The sequence below is a fragment of the Vibrio sp. 10N.237.312.B06 genome (assembly GCF_041464685.1).
In the GTDB taxonomy this organism is placed as follows: domain Bacteria; phylum Pseudomonadota; class Gammaproteobacteria; order Enterobacterales; family Vibrionaceae; genus Vibrio; species Vibrio tasmaniensis_A.
The window spans coordinates 1-21388 of the sequence record NZ_JBFSPI010000001.1; the positions used below are offsets into that span (position 1 = coordinate 1).

A 21388-nucleotide genomic window follows, 5' to 3' on the forward strand; every position below is an offset into this window, starting at 1 on the left:
GGTTTTACTTTTGGCGAAGCAAATTATAACTCTTTACCATGCTGTTCAAAAAACACTCACGAAAGATCAACACGCCCTAGTAAGGCAGCTTGTTTTTATTCTTAACAAATTCTTACATGATTCTAACGATAAATATATCAATAAATAGTATGTATCCACTATATTTTGATGTCTAAGAATGATGGGTAAATAGGTTGTTGATATTATTGGATTTTGCTTGTTGCTCGTCTGGTTTCACATCAGCTGAGAGTTATTGCTTGGGCCTCTTCCGTATTATTAACGCATCTTTAATTTGTATTACAAAGTCATGGAGTAGGAAAATTCGGTTTGGTATAGCCTAATAGCTTGATTATTAGGCTATCTATATTGTTGGGTTAAAGCTTATTTAGGGATGTGAGTAGCTTTCTTTTCTCTGGTAAAGCGGTCATTGCGCCTTTCTGTGTTGTTGCTAATGCCCCGCAGCCATTGCCCCACATTACTGCTTGTCGAATGATTTCAGGTTGATGCCATTCCTCGTATTGTGAGAGGTAGGCGAGTAGACCTGCGACAAAGGCATCTCCCGCACCAGTAGTATCAATAGCTTGAACTTTTTGACTAGCAATGTGCTCTCGTTGTCCATCTACTATCATCAACGAACCCGTAGCACCTAAGGTGACCAAAGTGACTGGGATTTTCAATTGGTCTAGTGCTGTTAGTCCTGATTCTAAAGTGTTGCTTTCTGTAAGAAAAAGCAGTTCTTCTTCTGAAAACTTAACCACATCTGCTAAGGCGATGGCTTGCATAACGATAGGACGAATCTCTTCAGGGATTCGCCACACCTCTTCTCTTAGGTTGGGGTCAAAGCTAACAAATCCTCCTTTTGATTTGATTGCTTTAAGCGCTTTCAGCGTAGTACTTCTGCTTGGCTCATTTGCTAATGCGATTGAACAGCAGTGTAGCCACTCACCTTGATTAAAGGTTGGGATATCATCTTCTGTAATGAACTGATCTGCACTGGGTTTTACCATGAAGGTAAAAGTTCGTTCGCCATCTTGGTCAAGATCGACCAGCACGGTTGATGTTCTGTGTTTTTCATCAAGTTTGAGTTGGGAAGTATCAACCCCTTGCTCTTGGAGAACCTCTGACATAAAACGACCAAGTGGATCATTACCAACTCGGCCAAAAAAACTAGCTTGGCCTGATAAACGAGCAATACCAACCGCAACGTTTGCGGGGGCACCGCCTGGACATTTTAAGTAGGTAGAGTCGCTCTCAGGAATTAAATCCACCACAGCATCGCCAGTTAACCATACCTTATTCATCATTATTTCCTCATATAGAAGCCCACCTGAGCATAAGTAGGTGGGAAATGGGTGACTTGCCTAGGGGGAAGCAAATCACCCAAAGTTGATTAAGCGTTTTTAACCGGGTTATAGATGCGAGTCAGCATAAATGCTGTGGCAAATGCACTAGCAATAACGGTTAGGTAACCAATGACCGCAGAAAGTGATTGCGAATAAAGAAGAATACCTGGAATAAAGGTAATGCCCATACCGGTTGCACTGATGTTGAGTAAGTAAGTAACAAGCCCACCTACAGCACCGCCTACCATGCCAAAGACAAAGACTTTTCCATATTGTAAGTTCACACCAAACAGAAGTGGCTCTGTAATACCAAATAGTGTGGATATCGAAGCACTGTAGGCATTACCTTTTTTCAGTTTATCTTTCAGTAGAGTCGCGACGGCTATCGCAGCGCCAAATTGACCTGCCATTGAAGCAGTACCAAGAGGTTGCAGTGGGTTAACACCAGTTTCATTTAATAAGCCAATCTCAATGACACCAAGAGCATGGTGTAGACCGGTGATCACGATCATTTGCTGAACGGCACCATAAAGGATGTAACCAATACCAAGAGGTAGGTCGAGCGCCATACGTACTAGAGAAGTACAGCCGTGTTCAATGCTTTGTAGAATCGGACCAAAGCCAAACAAGATGACAAATACGGCAATCGTAATGGTTAAAAATGGAGTGAAGACTAGGTCCATACTTGCTGGAATGAAGCGGCGTAGATTACGCTCCAAGTAAGAGACAAACCAACCTGCGAATATTGCTGGAAGTACAGTGCCTTGGTAGCCCACTAATGGGAAGTTGATTCCCAATAAGTTGACCATCATCGGCTCGGCACCGCCAGAGGCTACCACCCAAGCATTAGGTAATTGTGGGGCGACCATCATCAAACCAACAACGATGGCAATAATAGCATTGCCACCGAATTTCTTTGCCGCAGAATAAGCGATTAAAACGGGTAAGAAGGCAAAGGCAGTGTCGGTTAGCATGCTAAATAGGGCAGCGTTTCGGGTGAGAAACTCATGCCAGAATGCAGCATCATGCCACGTAAACCCATCAGTAAGCCGGTGGTCACTAGTGCTGGGATCAGTGGGATCAAAATATCGGCGAGAGTGCGAACCACTTTTTGACTTATGGTCATATCTGCGAAGGCATCTTGTTTAAAACCTGAGTTATCAAGCTCTCCGCCTAATGTGCGCTTTAATGAGTCATAAACGTGAGAGACTGTACCAGTGCCAATAATAAATTGGTGTTGACCTGATTGATAAAAGTAGCCGCTGATCTGTTTAATTTCTTTTGCTTTTTCAGAATCAACTTTTTCGTTGTCTTTTAGGATGAGGCGCAAGCGTGTGGCGCAGTGTTCTGCGTTGCGGATGTTCTCTATGCCCCCGATACTCTCGAGTATCTCGTTTACGGTAGCGTCATAATTCATTTTGTTCACCATTTTATTATATTGTAAGGTAGTTAAGTTTGATATCCATATCGGTATCTTCTTTTTGTAATATATTTAATCTGTGTTCTTCATTTTCAGGGAAAAACAAACAAGTAAATACATCTCGTCCATTGTTGAGGTATATCTCAATGATGCTTTGGTCACATATAAATTTGACATCCGTTATGTCATAATTTGTTCTGTGATGTCTGACGCTTCCAAATTCCCAATCTTCTGGATGGTGGTTATATTGGCTTCGATCTAAGTGAATACCTCTGTCTTTAATAGAGAATAACAATTTCTTATTTTTAGTTTCGATGGATATTTTTATATTTCCATTGAACTCATTTACATCGAGTGAAAATGAAAGTTGCTCTAACTTAATGGGTATATTGGTTTTATTTATTTCCAATGGACGCTTATTAAAAGAGTCAGATTGCAAAATCTTCGGTTGTTGGTATAAGCGACGATTAAGAATTGATAGTGTTCTCGGCAATGTTAAACAGTTAACCCAGCCAAATTGGCGACTTGGTAGTTCTTCATCGGTCCCTGCCCATGCAATAAGAGTTTGCTCATCTGGGGTGTTCGCCATAGTTTGTGGGGCATAAAAATCAAACCCACGGTCCAATTCATCCCAGTGTTCAACTTCAAAGGTCAGTTTTTCGAAGTTGATGCTGCCTAAACAATAGATAACGTTGAATCGGTTATGGAATCGACTTCCGTTTGCCTTGCTACCTTGCGGTGAAAAAATTAAAACGTCATGGCCGTCAACGTTTAATAGATCAGGACATTCGAACATGTAACCGGTTAAGAATTCCCCTGAGAACTGAAGATCTAATTCTCCTTTGAATTCCCAACTGAGCAAATCATCCGATTGATATATGATGATTGCCCCTGATAGATCGGCTTCTCGCTGCGCACCGAGCAACATGTAATAGTGCTCATTGTGTTTAACGATTTTGGGATCTCGTACATGCCCGGTATACCCCTTGGGAACCGACTTAATAACTGGATTCGGACTATACTTGGTGACGGCATTAGTGTTATCGAGTAATGCTAAACATTGGTTTGCATCTCGAGATGAGCCTTTTTTAATGTTTCCTGTATAAAATAAATAAGCGTTATTGTTTTCTACAAAAGCACTGCCGGAATATGCTCCGTGAGATTCGTAATTTTCTTTTGGTGTTATTTTAGAACCATGCCTCTTCCAATTTAATAGGTCATTAGAGGTTAAATGCATCCAATGCTTCATTCCATGGTAGGTATCGAATGGAAACCATTGGTAAAATAAATGGTATTGATTATTGAAAAAACAAAAACCATTTGGATCATTTAATAAACCATGGGGAGGCGTAATATGAAATAAAGGTCTCATTTCTGATGATCTTTCTATTTCAGTAAACTTAGTTATTTCACTAGCCGTTGCTAAATTGATTGTTTTGTATTTTTGTTCTTGCACGATGGCTTACCTAATCATGTTGCTTGGTTTAAATCATAGGTAGGGTGACGATTTGATAAAATAGTGAGGACGAATTCTCCAGTCGTTCTGAGTGAATATTGGCTAAATCTGTAGTTGTTTGTGATGTAACACCAAGTCTTGTTACATGTTTTTGGTTAATGTATTGGGTTGGTAGATTGTTAAAGAGAATGAGTGAACATGACTATTAGGGATGTTGCTAAACGTGCGGGTGTATCAATCGCGACAGTATCAAGGGTGCTAAATGGTAGTGAGCGTGTCTCAGAGCAAGCAAAGCTGTCTGTGATTAGTGCGATGGAAGCTCTGAACTATCAGAAACCGCCTGCGAAGCGTAAAAAGCCAACTAAGCTGTTTGCTGTCATTGTGCGAAATATGTCGAATCCTTTCTTTACTCAGCTAGTGGATGTTCTTGAGGAAGAGGCCTACAAGCATGGCCGAAGCATACTGTTGTTTAATAGCCGGAATAACTTACAGTTAGAGAAGACGTTTCTTTCGGAGTGCATCAACCATAAGGTTGATGGTGTTTTTCTAATCCCTCGCTCGTTGAAAAAAGAACATCTAGAGCCATTAGGTGAGCTACCGTTTCCTGTCGTATTGTTGACAGCGACAGACCCTACTGTTGCGAGTATAGGAACTCATCACCAGCACGGGGGTGAGCAAGTTGCCTGTTATTTTGCTAAGCGAGGGTATGGTCGTATTGGCTTTATTGGAGCCAGTGATATTCAATCGGATCGTTTTATTGGTTTTCAAACAGAATTAAAGTCTCGCGATATCCTGTTGGATAAAAAACATGTGTTAGCTCCCTACACTACGGAGTCGTTGACAGAATATATCCAACACTTGATCGTCGATAATTCTTCGCCACTGGAAGCTGTATTTTGTTCCGATGATATATCGGCTAGTCATCTATTTAATGGGTTAAAATCAGTAGACAGTCAACTGCTTGAAAGGGTTGATATTGTAGGGTTTGATGACACATTTATTGCCCAGTCATTGGGCTTTTCAAGTGTTAAGCAACCAATACATCAAATTGCGCTGTTAGGTTTTGATATGATGATGGAGTTGATTCAAATCGGAGAGTCTTTTCCAAAAGCTATGTTGCTAGAACCGACAGTCGTTATCCGACATACACCTAAAGTTCCGTCTATTTCACGTAGCCCTGAAATTCTTCGTAATAACATACAGCAACGCTAAGGATTCGCTCTCTTTCCTTAGCGTGTCTATTGGTGAATAGTGGTTAATTTACCTCTTCCGGTTCCGCTTCTTCTTGTAGCTCTAGCAGGTTAATGGCTATCGTAACGAAATCGCTGTCTGTAATGATGCCCACGAGTTCGTGGTTCTCAACGACAGGTAAACAGCCCACTTTGTGTTTCTGCATATAAACAGCAGACTCTTTTAGTCCTGCGCGCGGCTCTACAGACATAACACTCTTGTGCATGATGTCATTGAGTGGTGTTGCAAGAGTATAGGATTGAGCTTGTGGGATGTTTTGTAGGCTAGATTCTTGAGCGGCAAGAACGTCTCGCTGTGTGACGACGCCAAGTAGTTGTCTGTCGGCATCAACAACCGGAATATGGCGGATATCAAGCGCTTCCATCATGTGCTTTGCATCGGCCAGTGAGTGTGAGCGCAATAGGGTATGAGGGTTGCGAGTCATCATATCTTCAACCTTGATCATACGGACCTCCTTCTTTTTTATTTGTTGCTATTACTATAGTTTTTTATCCAAAAAATAACTGAGATCTAACGCATTTTTGGGTGAGTTTCATGCAACTAATTTTGTTTTTTTATGAGGGGGAATGGTCGTATTATTTTACGACTCTTTACAATAATCCAATGCTGTAAACCTTGCTATTGCGGCTCGTGTGCCTATACTAGCCCACTGCGAAATTTTTAGTCATGTTTACGATGTGTTTCTGGTAACGATTTACTTACCGAAACGATTGTTCGGCAACTTCGACTTATTATTCGTCAACGGCATAAATATCATCAACTAAGACAAGACTCGACACATGCAAGTTTCAGATTTTCACTTTGACCTACCAGATGAACTCATTGCTCGCTACCCTCAAGAGGAGCGCACAGCAAGCCGCCTACTTAAATTAGATGGCAATAATGGCAACCTAGCTGATGGTTCGTTTAAAGACGTTTTAGACTTGGTTGAGCCAGGTGATCTTGTTATTTTTAATAACACTCGCGTGATTCCTGCTCGTGTATTCGGTCGCAAGGCATCAGGCGGTAAGCTTGAAGTGTTGGTTGAACGTAGGCTGGATGAGAAAAGCATTCTTGCGCATGTTCGTTGTTCTAAATCACCGAAACCGGGTACCAAATTGTTCCTTGGTGAGAACGATGAGTATGAAGCTGAAATGGTGGCACGTCATGATGCGTTATTTGAAATCCATTTCACATCCGATCAAAGCGTTTTAGAGATTCTTAACAGTGTTGGTCACATGCCACTGCCTCCTTACATCGATCGTCCAGATGAAGACGCCGATAAAGAGCGCTACCAAACTGTCTATAATGAAAAGCCGGGTGCAGTTGCTGCGCCAACAGCAGGCCTTCACTTTGATGACAAGCTAATGGCTGACATGAAAGAAAAAGGTGTTGAGTTTGCTTACGTGACGCTTCACGTTGGTGCTGGTACGTTCCAGCCAGTAAAAGTCGATAATATCAATGACCACCACATGCATGCTGAGTACGTTGAAGTACCGCAAGAAGTGGTAGATGCCGTTGCAGCTGCAAAAGCTCGCGGCGGACGCATCATTGCCGTTGGTACAACCTCTGTGCGTTCACTAGAAAGTGCGGCTCAAGATGCAGTGAAAAATGGCACTGAGTTAGTTCCTTTCTTTGGTGACACAGAAATCTTCATCTTCCCAGGTTATGAATATCAGCTGGTGGATTGCTTAATTACCAACTTCCACTTACCAGAATCAACGCTGATTATGTTGGTGAGTGCATTTGCTGGCTACGACAATGTGATGGGTGCATACGATCACGCAGTGAAGAGCGAATACCGTTTCTTCAGCTACGGTGATGCGATGTTCATCAATAAGAAAACGAGCTAATTTTAGCTGGTTATAAACGATATAAGCAGAATTTACGGGTGCTAGCAGTAGGCTAGGAGTCGGGCAGGGTGTCTGTCTAATCTCTCGCAAGGAATACGCGACCGCTCCTCATAGAACCCACTAGACTGAACTTTTGTTCGGCCTAAGGTTCTGAATTAACAGTCAGATTGTTTCTCTGGCATATTGGAGGCTTCGTGAAATTAAAATACGAACTTAAAAAAACTAATAGCGGCGCACGTCGTGGTCAACTTCAGTTTGAACGCGGTACCGTTGAAACCCCAGCATTCATGCCTGTAGGTACTTACGGTACGGTTAAAGGCATGACACCTGAAGAAGTAAAAGACACAGGTGCTGAAATCCTATTAGGTAATACATTCCACCTATGGCTACGTCCTGGTCAAGAAATCATGAAACTGCACGGTGATTTGCACGATTTCATGAACTGGAAAGGTCCTATCTTGACTGATTCAGGTGGCTTCCAAGTATTCAGCCTAGGCGCAACGCGTAAAATCACTGAAGAAGGTGTTCATTTCCGTAACCCTGTAAACGGTGACAAGATCTTCATGGACGCTGAGAAGTCGATGGAAATCCAAAAGGATCTAGGCTCAGACATCGTAATGATCTTTGACGAATGTACGCCTTACCCTGCGACGCATAAAGAAGCTAAAGACTCGATGGAGATGTCTCTTCGTTGGGCTCAGCGTTCACGCGATCACTTTGATAAACAAGAAAACCCGAACTCATTGTTCGGTATTGTACAAGGTGGCGTATACGAAGACCTTCGTGATGTATCCGTTAAAGGCCTAACAGAAATTGGCTTTGACGGTTATGCAGTAGGTGGTCTAGCAGTAGGTGAACCAAAAGAAGATATGCACCGCATTCTTGAGCACACATGTCCTCAACTGCCTGAAGATAAGCCTCGTTACCTAATGGGTGTAGGCAAACCTGAAGACTTGGTTGAAGGTGTTCGTCGCGGTATCGATATGTTTGACTGTGTTATGCCAACGCGAAATGCACGTAATGGCCACCTGTTTGTAACAGAAGGTGTGATCAAGATCCGTAATGCGAAGCATAAAACCGATACAACACCACTAGATTCAGATTGTGACTGTTACACTTGTAAGAACTACAGCAAGTCGTACTTACACCATTTGGATCGTTGTAACGAAATCCTAGGTGCTCGACTGAACACGATTCACAACCTGCGTTTCTACCAACGAGTAATGTCAGACATTCGTCAGTCTATCGATGAAGACCGCTTTGAAGAGTTCGTTGCAGAGTTCTACGCAAGAATGGGGCGTGAAGTGCCACCACTAGGTAAAGAATCTTAGTATTTCTTTTTTGCGAGCCCTATCTCTCTTCCGAGTGATGGGGCTTGAAAATAAAGGGATACGACCCAATTAGACAAACAATTACGAAAATATAATAGAGGATGTTTTAAATGTTTATTTCTCAAGCTCACGCAGCAGCAGAAGGTGCACCAGCAGGCGGCGGTTTCGAAATGCTTATCATGCTAGGTATGTTCGCTGTGATCTTCTACTTCATGATCTACCGTCCACAAGCTAAGCGTGTTAAAGAGCACAAGAGCCTTATGTCTTCTATGGGCAAAGGTGATGAAGTTCTTACAAGCGGCGGCCTAATCGGCAAGATCACTAAGATTGCTGAAGACAGCGACTACGTTGCTATCGAACTGAACGCAAACAACGAAGTCGTTATCAAGAAAGACTTCGTTACAGCAGTGCTACCAAAAGGTACTCTGAAATCACTATAAACAGCTAGAGGATCCTCGCTGTGCTAAACCGTTATCCGTTATGGAAGTATTTGATGGTGATGTTTGCCATCGCTATCGCTGCGTTGTACGCACTTCCAAATATATACGGTGAAGATCCGGCAGTTCAAGTTACAGGGGCGCGTGGCGCCTCTGTAGATCTGTCTACGCTGGATGCTGTCACCAATGCTCTTGAAGCAGAAAACCTTTCTACTAAATCCGTTGCTCTCGAAAACGGTTCCATTCTTGTTCGATTTAACGATACAGATACGCAAATCAGTGCCCGTGATATCATCACAGAAGCACTCGGTGATGACGTTATCGTAGCTTTAAACCTAGCGGCTTCAACTCCTGATTGGCTTGAATCGATTGGTGCTGCACCAATGAAACTGGGTCTTGATCTACGTGGTGGTGTTCACTTCTTAATGGAAGTGGATATGGACGCTGCGATGCAAAAACTGGTTGGCCAACAAGAAGAAGCGTTCCGCAGTGAACTTCGTGAAGAGAAAATCCGCTACCGTGCTATTCGCCCATCGGGTAAAGATGCGGTTGAAGTGATTCTGCGTAACGAAGAGCAGCTTGCTGAAGCGAAATCGCTTCTGCAATCTAAGCACCAAGATATGACGTTCGTAGATTCAGAATCTAACGGTCGTTTCTCTTTGATTGCTAACTTCACTGAAACTCGTCTTCAAGAAATCCGCAATTATGCGGTAGAGCAAAACATTACTATTCTACGTAACCGTGTTAACGAACTCGGTGTTGCTGAGCCTTTGGTTCAACGTCAAGGTGCTAGCCGTATCGTAGTGGAATTGCCAGGTGTTCAAGACACGGCTCGTGCTAAAGAAATTTTAGGCGCAACCGCGACTCTTGAATTCCGTGAAGTGGACAGCAGTGCCGATTTGGCCGCTGCAGCTTCTGGCCGTGCTCCTGCTGGTAGTGAAATTAAGCAAGACCGTGATGGTCGTCCTGTAGTACTTAAGAAACGCGTTATCTTAGGCGGTTCTAGCATTACAGATGCAAGCTCAAGTGTTGATGAATATGGTCGCCCACAAGTTAACATCTCGCTAGACAGCGAAGGTGGTAGCAAGATGTCTACATTCTCTCGTCAAAATATCGGTAAGCTAATGGCAACCGTATTTGCAGAGTATAAAGACAGCGGTCGTAAAACACCTGAAGGCCGAGTGATCCTAAGTAAGCACGAAGAAGTGATTAACCAAGCGACGATTCAATCTGCGCTTGGCCGTAACTTCCGTATTACAGGTATCGACTCAACGGCTGAAGCTCATAACTTGGCACTTCTACTACGTGCAGGTGCATTGATTGCGCCTATCTCGATTGTAGAAGAACGTACGATTGGTCCATCTATGGGTCAACAAAACATCGATATGGGTATCATGGCGATGGTTTGGGGTATGGCTGCAGTAATGCTGTTTACACTGCTTTACTACCGTACTTTCGGTTTGATTGCGAACGTCGCTCTGATGGCTAACTTAGTGTTGATTATTGGTGTGATGTCGATGATTCCTGGCGCGACAATGACGCTACCAGGCATTGCCGGTATCGTATTGACGGTCGGTATGGCAGTCGATGCCAACGTTCTTATCTTTGAGCGTATACGTGAAGAACTTCGAGATGGACGCAGTCCACAACAAGCGATTCACCAAGGTTATGCAAACGCATTTAGTACAATCGCCGATGCCAACATCACCACACTACTAACAGCAATCATTCTATTTGCTGTAGGTACAGGTGCGATTAAAGGCTTCGCGGTAACGTTATCAATTGGTATCTTGACTTCAATGTTTACAGCTATTATCGGAACACGTTGTATCGTGAACCTGATGTATGGCGGCAAACGCGTTAAGAAACTGTCGATCTAAGGCTAGGAATTAATATGTTTCAGATTCTAAAAGCAGACAAAATGATCGACTTCATGCGTTGGTCAAAGGTTGCCTTTTTATTCTCAATCTTGATGATTGGTACTGCTATCTTCACCCTAACAACGAAATCGTTGAATTGGGGTCTAGATTTTACCGGCGGTACTCTGATTGAAGTGGGCTTTGAGGAGCCAGCAAACCTACCTGACATTCGAAGCGCACTAGAAGCTGAAGGCTTTGGTGATGCTACGGTTCAGAACTTTGGTTCTGCGCGTGAGGTAATGGTTCGTCTACGTCCACGTGATGGTGTTGCGGGCGAAACGCTTGGTAACCAAATCCTGTCTGCAATTAAAGATGGTACTGGTGAGCAAGTTGAAATGCGTCGTATCGAGTTCGTTGGTCCTAACGTAGGTGACGAATTAACAGAAGCTGGTGGCCTTGCTATCCTTGTTTCTCTTATCTGTATCTTGATCTACGTATCAGTGCGATTTGAATGGCGATTAGCTGCAGGTGCGGTATTAGCCCTAGCGCACGACGTTATCATCACACTAGGCGTGTTCTCTCTAATGCAAATTGAGGTCGACCTTACTATCGTGGCAGCCTTGCTAACGGTAGTCGGTTACTCCCTCAACGATACCATCGTTGTATTCGACCGTATTCGTGAGAACTTCCGTAAGATGCGTAAAGGCGAGGCACCTGAAGTGCTGAACAGCTCAATCACACAAACATTGAGCCGTACATTGATCACTTCTGGTACAACGTTATTCGTAGTTATCGCACTGTTCGTTCAGGGCGGCGCTATGATTCACGGCTTTGCGACTGCACTTCTACTGGGTATTACCGTTGGTACTTACTCTTCTATCTACGTTGCATCTGCACTAGCTATGAAGTTGGGTATTACGCGTGAACACCTAATGCCACCACAAGTGGACAAAGAAGGTGAAGAGTTTGACGAAATGCCTTAGGCCGCGGCTTAACAACTTTCGCTAAACCAAAAAAACCGCTGGGCAACTAGCGGTTTTTTTATGTCTGTATATTGTGGGTTAGCTTTTGGAACCGACTGTACATTGTCGTATTTGCCAATACCAATACCAAGTGCCAAAGTAGCTAAGTCACTATCTAGTGGCGATCTAAATACAGCTTACAGAGCAGTGATTTGTGCTCACTGTAACTAACCGACATTTTGGTCGTATCTCGTATCTCGTATCTCGTATCTCGGATACAAAAAAGCCTCGCAATAGCGAGGCTTTGAAAATCTTCTGCTCTTAACTAAAGAGCATTAACGCAAGGTCTGAATTACTTCAGCATACCTTCGTTAGAGTTCTCACGAACGTGCTTAAGAATAGACTTAACACCACGCGCGCTTGAAGCAACAACATTACCAGACGTCATGTAATCAGTGCCGCCAGCAAAGTCAGTCATGATAGCACCAGCTTCACGAGCGATTAGATCGCCAGCTGCTAGATCCCATGGCTTAAGGCCCAGTTCTAGGTAACCGTCAACACGGCCAGCTGCTAGGTAACATAGGTCAAGAGCTGGAGAACCAGTACGACGGAAATCAGCACAATCAACGAATAGACCAGAGATGATCTTCATGAAAGATTCAGAGTGTTGTTTTTGCTTGAATGGGAAACCAGTCGCTAGAACAGTACCTTGAAGGTCTTTTAGTTGAGTAACACGCATACGAGCGTTGTTAAGTTGAGCGCCAGCGCCACGTTGAGCTGTGAATAGCTCGTTTAGCATTGGGTCATAAACACAAGCAACTTCTGTACGACCGTTCATGCGAACAGCGATAGATACAGAGAAGTGAGGGAAACCTTTTACAAAGTTGTTGGTGCCATCTAGTGGGTCAACGATCCATTGTACGTCAGAATCTTTACCTTCAGTTAGGCCTGACTCTTCAGAAATAATGCTGTGCTCTGGGTAAGATGATTTGATTGTCTCAATGATCATGTACTCAGCTTCTTGAGCAATGTTAGTAACGTAATCGTTGTTACCTTTTAGAGACGATTCGATCTTATCAGTTGTTTCTAGAGATTTAGCAATATGGTTGCCAGCTTTACGCGCAGCGCGTATCGCAATGTTTAGCATTGGATGCATATGGTTTTTCCCACAAGATGTTAAAGAACAGTTTAAAGCGGCAGCGAGTATACCAAAGTTTCCCCAAAAGGGAAGTGGTTATTTTTTGAACTCTTGATTTCACATTCCGAGAAGGGTCTGACCATTTTACTTAGCTATGTGTTAATATCTCGCGATTATTTTTAAAGTGGTGTCATATAGCATGTTAGACAATGTAAAAGTCGTTCTGGTTGGTACGTCTCATTCGGGAAATATCGGATCAGCAGCTCGCGCAATGAAAGTGATGGGTTTGAGTCAGTTAGTTCTTGTAGACCCTCAATGTGAAGTTGACGAGCAGACCTTAGCACTGGCTGCGGGTGCAGGTGACATCGCGGAAAACGCGACCATCGTTTCTACACTGGATGAAGCAGTAAAAGACTGTGGTTTGGTAGTTGGTTCGAGTGCACGCTCTCGTACGCTTGAATGGCCAATGCTTGAGCCGCGTGAATGTGGACAAAAATTTGCAGTTGAAGGTCAAAAGCACCCTGTAGCGTTAGTGTTCGGCCGTGAGCGTACTGGCTTAACCAATGATGAGCTTCAGAAGTGTCATTTCCATGTATGTATTCCTGCAAACCCAGAATACAGCTCACTAAACTTAGCAATGGCAGTACAGACTCTTAGCTATGAAGTGCGTGTAGCACACCTTGATATGGTGGCGAGCCAGTACCAGCCGCAGCAACAAGATGAGTACCCTCGTCACGAAGAACTAGAAATGTTCTATGAGCACCTTGAAAAAGTGATCATTGATACCCAATTTATCTCTAAGGATAAGCCGGGTCAGGTGATGAATAAGCTACGTCGTTTGTTCAGTCGAGCTCGTCCAGAGCTGCAAGAGATCAACACTCTACGCGGCATTTTGACTTCAATTGAGAAGAGCAAAAACGACAAACAAAGCCCATACAAACCTTAAGGGTGAATACCTGACTAAAATAGTCAACTAAATACTTGACCAATTTAGTCGGGTATGGGAAAATTCCAACCACATAAACAATGTGGATACGGTGTGATATGAAACTTACATCTAAAGGAAGATATGCGGTAACGGCTATGCTAGATGTAGCACTGCATTCGCAAAAAAGCCCAGTTCCTCTGGCTGATATTTCAGAGCGACAAGGCATCTCGTTATCTTACTTAGAACAACTTTTTTCTAAGTTACGTAAAGCTGGCTTGGTTGCTAGTGTTCGTGGTCCTGGCGGTGGTTACCGTTTAGGTGCTGAAGCGAGCGACATCGCTGTCGGAACTGTAATTGCTGCAGTTGACGAATCAGTCGATGCAACTAAGTGTCACGGTCGAGCAGATTGCCAAGGTGGTACTCGTTGTTTAACTCACACTTTATGGCGTGATTTAAGCTCCCGAATCAGCAGCTTCTTAAACGACATTACGCTCGGTGAGCTAATGAAAGATAACGAAGTTTTAGAGATTTCTGATCGTCAAGATATCGATCTTGCGGTTAATAATGGTTTTGCACATAAAAATACGAGCACTACAACGATTAGTGCAGCACCTCACGGTGTTAATGCCCGCTCTTAGCGGTCAGTTTTTACATTGGAGTAGAAAATGAAACTGCCTATTTACTTTGACTATTCAGCTACATGCCCAGTCGATCCACGTGTTGCTGAAAAAATGGTTCAGTGCATGACGATGGACGGTAACTTCGGTAACCCTGCATCTCGTTCACACCGTTACGGCTGGCAGGCAGAAGAATCAGTAGATAATGCTCGTGAGCAAATTGCCGATCTACTAAATGCAGACCCACGTGAGATTGTTTTCACGTCAGGTGCTACAGAGTCAGATAACCTTGCTATCAAAGGTGCTGCGCACTTTTACGAGAAGAAAGGTAAGCACGTAATCACGTGCAAAACAGAACACAAAGCGGTTCTTGATCCATGTCGCCAATTAGAGCGTGAAGGTTTTGAGGTGACATACCTTGAGCCAGAAGCAAACGGCATCATTGATCTAGACAAGCTACAAGCTGCAATGCGTGAAGATACTGTTCTAGTTTCTATCATGCACGTAAACAACGAGATTGGTGTAATCCAAGATATCGGTGCAATCGGCGAATTATGTCGTGCACGCAAGATCATCTTCCACGTTGATGCAGCGCAGTCTGCGGGTAAAATCCCACTAGACGTAAAAGAGATGAAAGTTGATCTTATCTCTATGTCTGCACACAAAGCATACGGCCCTAAAGGCATCGGCGCTTTGTACGTTCGTCGTAAGCCACGTATTCGCCTTGAAGCGCAAATGCACGGTGGCGGTCATGAACGTGGTTTCCGTTCTGGTACGCTTGCTACTCACCAAATCGTGGGTATGGGCGAAGCGTTTGCTATCGCTAAGCAAGATATGCAGAAAGATTACGACCACGCACTAGCACTTCGTGAGCGCCTATTGAAAGGTGTTCAAGATCTAGAAGCAGTAACCGTAAACGGCGACTTAGACCAACGTGTACCACACAACCTAAACGTGAGCTTTGCTTTCGTTGAAGGTGAATCTCTGCTTATGTCTTTAAAAGACCTAGCGGTATCATCAGGTTCTGCATGTACATCAGCAAGCCTAGAGCCTTCATATGTTCTACGTGCTCTTGGTCTGAACGATGAACTGGCACACAGCTCAGTACGTTTCTCATTCGGCCGTTTCACAACGGAAGAAGAAATCGACTACGCGATTGCACAAATCCGTGTAGCGGTAAACAAATTACGCGACATGTCTCCTCTATGGGATATGTATAAAGAAGGGATTGATTTGAACACTGTTGAGTGGGCTCATCACTAATCTCACGGAAATAGAGGATTCGAGGTAACTATCATGGCATATAGCGAAAAAGTAATTGATCACTACGAAAACCCACGTAATGTAGGTTCGTTTGATAAAGAAGACCCAAGTGTAGGTAGCGGCATGGTTGGCGCACCGGCTTGTGGTGACGTAATGAAACTGCAAATCAAAGTATCTGCAGAAGGTATTATTGAAGACGCAAAATTCAAGACTTACGGTTGCGGTAGCGCAATCGCTTCTAGCTCACTAGTAACTGAGTGGGTTAAAGGTAAAAGTATTGATGAAGCAGCTGCTATTAAAAACTCTGAAATCGCAGAAGAGCTTGAGTTGCCACCAGTGAAAGTTCACTGTTCAATTCTTGCTGAAGATGCAATCAAAGCAGCTGTTGCGGATTACAAAAAGAAGCACTAATCGCTTCAATAACGTAATTACGTCGATAAAAAAGTAATATTTGGGAGCATCCTTTGTGCTCCCCCTGAGTTCTCAATTTATATAAAACACAAGGTTGTAGTATGGCCATCACCATGACAGATACGGCAGCAAGCCGAGTTCAAGCTTTCCTAGATAACCGTGGTAAAGGTCTCGGGTTACGCTTAGCAGTAAAAACTACTGGCTGTTCGGGTATGGCGTATGTACTGGAATTCGTTGACGAGCTTAACGAAGAAGACGAAGTGTTTGAGCATTCAGGTGTTAAGGTCATCATTGATCCAAAGAGCCTAGTATACCTAGATGGTACTGAGCTTGATTATGTAAAAGAAGGCCTAAACGAAGGTTTTGAATTCAACAACCCGAACGCGAAAGGCGAATGTGGTTGTGGTGAGAGCTTCAATGTTTAAACGCTTGAATCGTTAAGCGTTGTAAGCGAAGAATAAAATTAGGCTCTGAACAAAGAGCCTAAACTTAGGACCACCTTTACATGAATCATTTCGAATTATTTGGGCTACCACTTCAGTTTCAACTGGATGGTAGCCTTCTTTCTTCTCAGTTTAGAGATCTGCAACGCCAATTCCATCCTGATAAATTTGCGATAGCTTCTGAGCGTGACCGCTTATTAGCCGTGCAAAAAGCGGCACAGATCAACGATGCGTACCAGGTATTGAAGAATCCAATCAGCCGAGCAGAATACCTGTTAGTTCAACACGGTGAAGACATTCGTGGCGAACAACAAACCATGCAAGATCCGATGTTCCTGATGGAGCAAATGGAACTGCGTGAAGAGCTAGAAGATATCGCAGACAGTTCTGATCCCGAAGATGCGCTATTTGCATTTGAAGGCAAGGTTAGCAAAATGTATAAACAACAATTAAGCGCTATCCAACAAGAACTCGAAAGCGAAGCTTGGCTAGAAGCTGCAGACCGAGTAAGAAAGCTTAAGTTTATTGCAAAATTAAAGAATGAAATCGAATTAGTTGAAGATCGTTTGATCGGCTAGTTTGTATAACAAGGACACATCCATGGCACTACTTCAGATTGCAGAACCAGGGCAAAGCGCCGCTCCTCACAAGCACAAGCTTGCTGTGGGTATTGATTTAGGTACAACAAACTCGTTGGTTGCTGCAGTACGCAGTGGCGAGGCAAGTACACTCGTTGATCAACAAGGTCGAAGCATTTTACCTTCAGTTGTTCACTATACGTCAGAGTCGTACACCACTGGCGATGAAGCTCGTGCTAACGCGCAGACTGACCCTAAAAATACCATTATCTCAGTTAAGCGATTAATCGGTCGTTCACTGTCAGATATTCAACAGCGATACCCGTCTCTGCCATATCAGTTTGAAGAAAGTGATAATGGTTTACCTGTGATCCGTACAGAACAAGGCAACAAGAACCCAATCCAGGTTTCTGCTGATATTCTACGAGCGCTTGGTCAACGTGCTGAGTCTACGCTAGGCGGTGAGTTATCTGGCGCCGTAATTACGGTTCCTGCGTATTTTGATGATGCACAGCGTGCTGGTACGAAAGACGCGGCTCAACTTGCTGGTCTTCACGTGTTACGTCTTCTTAATGAACCGACTGCGGCAGCGATTGCTTACGGTCTGGATTCAGGTAAAGAAGGGGTGATTGCGGTTTATGATCTTGGCGGTGGCACGTTTGATATCTCTATCTTACGCCTGTCTAAAGGTGTTTTTGAAGTATTAGCAACGGGTGGCGACTCTGCATTAGGCGGAGACGACTTTGACCACTTGATCGCAGAGCACTTCCAAGAGCAAATGGGCTTATCAGAGCTAACCGCAGAACAGAATCGTATTCTTCTAGATGCAGCAACAGAAGCGAAGATTGGCTTATCTGAAGCTGAAAGCGTTAATGTTGAAGTGTTGGGTTGGGCTGGTTCATTAACTCGTGAAGAGTTTGAAGACATCATTAAGCCACTGGTTAAGAAAACACTGCTTTCGTGCCGTCGTGCATTGAAAGATGCCGAAGTTGACGCGGATGATGTTCTAGAAGTCGTGATGGTCGGCGGTTCAACTCGTACATTGCTTGTCCGTGAAATGGTGGGTGACTTTTTTGGTCGTACGCCATTAACCAGCATTAACCCAGATGAAGTGGTTGCGATTGGTGCTTCTATCCAAGCGGATATCTTAGTCGGTAACAAGCCTGACTCTGAAATGCTGCTGCTTGATGTTATTCCTCTTTCCCTAGGTATCGAAACGATGGGTGGCTTGGTCGAAAAGATCATTCCACGCAATACCACTATCCCTGTTGCTCGCGCACAAGAATTTACCACGTTCAAAGACGGTCAAACTGCAATGACAGTGCACACCGTGCAAGGCGAACGTGAGATGGTTGATGACTGTCGTTCATTGGCTCGTTTTGCTCTAAAAGGTATTCCACCAATGGCGGCTGGTGCGGCGCATATTCGTGTGACTTACCAAGTAGACGCGGATGGCCTGCTATCGGTTACTGCTATGGAGAAGAGCACAGGTGTTCAAGCTGAAATTCAGGTTAAACCGTCTTACGGCTTAAGCGATAATGAAGTGGCGAGCATGCTGAAAGATTCGATGACGTTTGCTAAAGAAGACATGCAAGCGCGTGCTCTCGCTGAGCAACGTGTAGAAGCAGATCGTGTTATCGAAGGCCTTATTGCAGCAATGCAAGCTGATGGCGATGAGCTGCTTGATGAGCAAGAAAAGCAGCACCTTCTACAAGCTATTGAAGCACTGATTGAAGTGCGCAATGGCGAAAGTGCTGATGCCATCGAACTAGAAATTAAGAATACCGACAAAGCGAGCCAAGACTTTGCTTCTCGTCGTATGGATAAATCAATTCGAGCTGCACTGTCAGGTCAGTCAGTCGATAATATTTAATAGTTAGAGAATAGATAAACATGCCAAAGATTATTGTTTTACCTCACGAAGATCTATGTCCAGAAGGCGCTGTTTTAGAAGCAAAAACTGGTGAGACGGTTCTTGATGTTGCATTGAAGGCCGGTATTGGTATTGAACACGCATGTGAGAAGTCGTGTGCATGTACTACATGTCACGTCGTGATTCGTGAAGGTTTCGACTCTTTAGAAGAGAGTGATGACCTAGAAGACGACATGCTAGATAAAGCATGGGGTTTAGAGATGGAATCTCGCCTTGGTTGCCAAGCTAAAGTAGCTGATTCGGATCTTGTTGTAGAGATTCCAAAGTACACACTGAACTTAGCTTCTGAAGAGCACTAAGAACTCAGCTCGACTAAACGTGTTAGTAAAACTGGCGTAGAATATAAGTCACTAAGATGACAAATCGTCGCTGATAAAGATAAGGAAATGTTATGAGTTTGAAATGGATTGATTCGCGAGATATTGCGATTGAACTATGTGATTTATACCCAGATACCGATCCTAAAACAGTACGCTTCACGGACTTGCATCAATGGGTGTTAGATCTTGAAGATTTTGATGATGAGCCGAATCACTCGAATGAGAAAATTCTAGAGGCCATTATTTTATGCTGGATGGATGAGATGGACTAACCCTCTTGTTCTATAATTTGGCTGTTGGTTGGAATTTATCCAATATAAACACAGCCAAGTTAACAATTCTTACTAAAAAAAGCGGACCTTATGGTCCGTTTTTTTATCAAAATGACATTTTACTTCTACATAATGCTAACATCAGAGCGCTAATAAAAAATAATCAGAATCACTCACTCAACGTGGTTCAAAGACAAGGAGAAATCATGTCTACACAGATGTCAGTATTTTTAAGTCAAGAAGCTGCCCAGCCTCAGTGGGGAGCAAGAGCTATCTTATCGTTTTCGGAAGCGGGAGCGACAATTCACATTGGTGAAGGCCACGATTTAGGTGCGGTTCAACGTGCTGGTCGTACGCTTGACGGACAAGGTATCGCACTGGTTGCACTTAGCGGTGAAGGCTGGGATCTAGAAAGCGTTTGGGCTTTTTACCAAGGCTACCGTGGACCAAAGAAAAAGAATGCATTGGAGTGGGATGCTCTAGCCGAAGCTGATCAAGTTGAATTAGAAGCACGTATCCGCGCGACAGATTGGACGCGTGACATCATCAACAAAACGGCTGAAGAAGTTGCCCCTCGTCAATTAGCGACAATGGCAGCTGAATACATCAAGTCAGTGGCACCAGCAGGCACTGTTAAAGCGAAAATCGTTAAAGACAAAGATCTCCTAACTGAAGGTTGGGAAGGCATCTACGCGGTAGGTCGCGGCTCTGAACGTACTTCAGCAATGCTTCAACTGGACTTCAACCCAACAGGCGATGAAAACGCACCCGTGTTTGCTTGTCTTGTGGGTAAAGGTATCACTTTCGACTCAGGCGGTTACAGCATAAAGCCAGGTCAATTCATGACAGCAATGAAGGCTGACATGGGTGGCGCAGCGACTATTACCGGTGGTTTAGGTCTAGCGATTGAACGCGGCCTAAACAAGCGTATTAAGCTTATCCTATGTTGTGCAGAGAACATGATCTCTGGTCGTGCATTGAAGCTTGGCGACATCATTACTTACAAAAATGGTAAGACTGTCGAGATCATGAATACCGATGCGGAAGGTCGTTTAGTTTTGGCTGATGGCCTGATGTTCGCAAGTGCTCAGAATCCTGAGTTAATCATCGACTGTGCAACGCTAACTGGCGCGGCTAAAAATGCATTAGGTAACGACTACCACGCACTATTGAGCTTCGATGATGAGTTATCTCACCAAGCACTAACAGCTGCTAACCAAGAGAAAGAAGGCCTATGGCCATTGCCTCTTGCTGACTTCCACCGTGGTATGTTGCCTTCAAACTTTGCTGATCTTTCAAATATCAGCTCTGGTGATTACACACCGGGTGCAAGTACCGCTGCTGCGTTCCTTTCTTACTTTGTAGATGACTACAAAAAAGGTTGGATTCACATGGATTGCGCGGGTACTTACCGCAAGTCATCAAGTGATAAGTGGGCTGCAGGCGCGACTGGTATGGGTGTTCGTACACTGGCTCGTCTTCTTATCGACCAAGCAAAATAATAATAAGAGTGAGCGGTATTTCGATACCGCTTATTCATAAACTCAGATCGAATGATCTTAGTAATTTCAGTATTTAATAACAAAAAAATGAA

20 protein-coding genes and 1 pseudogene are annotated in these 21388 nt (G+C 43.8%); 16 read left to right on the forward strand and 5 right to left on the reverse strand.

The genetic code is table 11. The features are described 5' to 3' along the window. Positions 1-374: 374 nt before the first annotated feature. From AB6C75_RS00005 to AB6C75_RS00015, 3 genes and pseudogenes are all read right to left on the reverse strand, one after another. Entirely contained in the window at positions 375-1301 is a 927-nt protein-coding gene (locus tag AB6C75_RS00005; RefSeq protein ID WP_371728068.1) for an aminoimidazole riboside kinase, read from the reverse strand. Between the two features lie 89 nt (positions 1302-1390). After that, positions 1391-2760 (reverse strand): annotated as a pseudogene (locus AB6C75_RS00010) (PTS transporter subunit EIIC). Positions 2761-2776: 16 nt separating this feature from the next. After that, the gene (locus AB6C75_RS00015) at positions 2777-4219 is read right to left on the reverse strand and encodes a glycoside hydrolase family 32 protein (RefSeq protein ID WP_372106297.1); all 1443 of its coding nucleotides are present in this window, start codon (positions 4217-4219) and stop codon (positions 2777-2779) included. Between the two features lie 198 nt (positions 4220-4417). On the opposite strand from AB6C75_RS00015, the gene AB6C75_RS00020 reads away from it, so the two are divergent. Beyond that, complete coding sequence (locus AB6C75_RS00020) at positions 4418-5431, forward strand: LacI family DNA-binding transcriptional regulator (RefSeq protein WP_372106299.1); 1014 nt, start codon at positions 4418-4420, stop codon at positions 5429-5431. Positions 5432-5474: 43 nt separating this feature from the next. On the opposite strand, the gene AB6C75_RS00025 is transcribed toward AB6C75_RS00020, so the two are convergent. After that, positions 5475-5915, reverse strand: a complete 441-nt coding sequence (locus tag AB6C75_RS00025) for a CBS domain-containing protein (protein ID WP_017098076.1) — start codon at positions 5913-5915, stop codon at positions 5475-5477. Between the two features lie 334 nt (positions 5916-6249). Here AB6C75_RS00025 and queA point away from each other — a divergent pair, with 334 nt between their 5' ends. The 5 genes from queA (at position 6250) to secF (ending at position 11912) form a co-directional block, all read left to right on the forward strand. Further along, the gene (queA, locus tag AB6C75_RS00030) at positions 6250-7302 is read left to right on the forward strand and encodes a tRNA preQ1(34) S-adenosylmethionine ribosyltransferase-isomerase QueA (RefSeq protein ID WP_372106301.1); all 1053 of its coding nucleotides are present in this window, start codon (positions 6250-6252) and stop codon (positions 7300-7302) included. Positions 7303-7496: 194 nt separating this feature from the next. Then, positions 7497-8633, forward strand: a complete 1137-nt coding sequence (tgt, locus tag AB6C75_RS00035; RefSeq protein ID WP_009848280.1) for a tRNA guanosine(34) transglycosylase Tgt — start codon at positions 7497-7499, stop codon at positions 8631-8633. A gap of 110 nt (positions 8634-8743) precedes the next feature. Continuing rightward, positions 8744-9073, forward strand: coding sequence for a preprotein translocase subunit YajC (gene yajC / locus AB6C75_RS00040; protein WP_009848281.1), 330 nt, complete (start codon positions 8744-8746; stop codon positions 9071-9073). Positions 9074-9093: 20 nt separating this feature from the next. Further along, positions 9094-10950 carry a protein translocase subunit SecD gene (gene secD / locus AB6C75_RS00045; RefSeq protein WP_009848282.1) on the forward strand — a complete coding sequence of 619 codons (1857 nt, stop codon included), beginning with the start codon at positions 9094-9096 and terminating at the stop codon, positions 10948-10950. Between the two features lie 14 nt (positions 10951-10964). Next, the gene (gene secF, locus AB6C75_RS00050) at positions 10965-11912 is read left to right on the forward strand and encodes a protein translocase subunit SecF (protein WP_012603308.1); all 948 of its coding nucleotides are present in this window, start codon (positions 10965-10967) and stop codon (positions 11910-11912) included. A 331-nt stretch (positions 11913-12243) separates the two neighbouring features. Here the strand turns inward: secF and suhB are convergent, their stop codons facing one another. Then, a complete protein-coding gene (suhB, locus tag AB6C75_RS00055) occupies positions 12244-13047 on the reverse strand; it encodes an inositol-1-monophosphatase (protein WP_009848284.1) in 804 nt (267 codons plus the stop codon). 181 nt (positions 13048-13228) lie between these two features. Here suhB and trmJ point away from each other — a divergent pair, with 181 nt between their 5' ends. The 10 genes from trmJ (at position 13229) to pepB (ending at position 21296) form a co-directional block, all read left to right on the forward strand. Further along, positions 13229-13975, forward strand: coding sequence for a tRNA (cytosine(32)/uridine(32)-2'-O)-methyltransferase TrmJ (trmJ, locus tag AB6C75_RS00060; protein ID WP_372106305.1), 747 nt, complete (start codon positions 13229-13231; stop codon positions 13973-13975). A 98-nt stretch (positions 13976-14073) separates the two neighbouring features. After that, on the forward strand, positions 14074-14595 hold the full coding sequence (gene iscR, locus AB6C75_RS00065; protein ID WP_012603310.1) for a Fe-S cluster assembly transcriptional regulator IscR: 522 nt from the start codon (positions 14074-14076) through the stop codon (positions 14593-14595). Positions 14596-14622: 27 nt separating this feature from the next. Continuing rightward, positions 14623-15837 carry an IscS subfamily cysteine desulfurase gene (locus tag AB6C75_RS00070; RefSeq protein WP_009848287.1) on the forward strand — a complete coding sequence of 405 codons (1215 nt, stop codon included), beginning with the start codon at positions 14623-14625 and terminating at the stop codon, positions 15835-15837. Between the two features lie 33 nt (positions 15838-15870). Further along, a complete protein-coding gene (gene iscU / locus AB6C75_RS00075) occupies positions 15871-16248 on the forward strand; it encodes a Fe-S cluster assembly scaffold IscU (protein WP_004735094.1) in 378 nt (125 codons plus the stop codon). Positions 16249-16349: 101 nt separating this feature from the next. Then, positions 16350-16673 carry an iron-sulfur cluster assembly protein IscA gene (gene iscA, locus AB6C75_RS00080; RefSeq protein WP_004735095.1) on the forward strand — a complete coding sequence of 108 codons (324 nt, stop codon included), beginning with the start codon at positions 16350-16352 and terminating at the stop codon, positions 16671-16673. 80 nt (positions 16674-16753) lie between these two features. Continuing rightward, positions 16754-17269 (forward strand): co-chaperone HscB, encoded by a 516-nt coding sequence (gene hscB, locus AB6C75_RS00085; protein WP_009848288.1) that lies wholly within the window; start codon positions 16754-16756, stop codon positions 17267-17269. A gap of 22 nt (positions 17270-17291) precedes the next feature. Further along, a complete protein-coding gene (hscA, locus tag AB6C75_RS00090) occupies positions 17292-19142 on the forward strand; it encodes a Fe-S protein assembly chaperone HscA (protein ID WP_372106308.1) in 1851 nt (616 codons plus the stop codon). Between the two features lie 20 nt (positions 19143-19162). After that, positions 19163-19501 carry an ISC system 2Fe-2S type ferredoxin gene (gene fdx, locus AB6C75_RS00095; RefSeq protein ID WP_017098073.1) on the forward strand — a complete coding sequence of 113 codons (339 nt, stop codon included), beginning with the start codon at positions 19163-19165 and terminating at the stop codon, positions 19499-19501. Positions 19502-19593: 92 nt separating this feature from the next. Beyond that, positions 19594-19794, forward strand: coding sequence for a Fe-S cluster assembly protein IscX (iscX, locus tag AB6C75_RS00100; RefSeq protein WP_004735099.1), 201 nt, complete (start codon positions 19594-19596; stop codon positions 19792-19794). 206 nt (positions 19795-20000) lie between these two features. Then, positions 20001-21296: an aminopeptidase PepB gene (gene pepB / locus AB6C75_RS00105; protein ID WP_017098071.1), complete on the forward strand. Its 1296-nt coding sequence runs from the start codon at positions 20001-20003 to the stop codon at positions 21294-21296. The last annotated feature ends 92 nt before the right edge of the window (positions 21297-21388 follow it).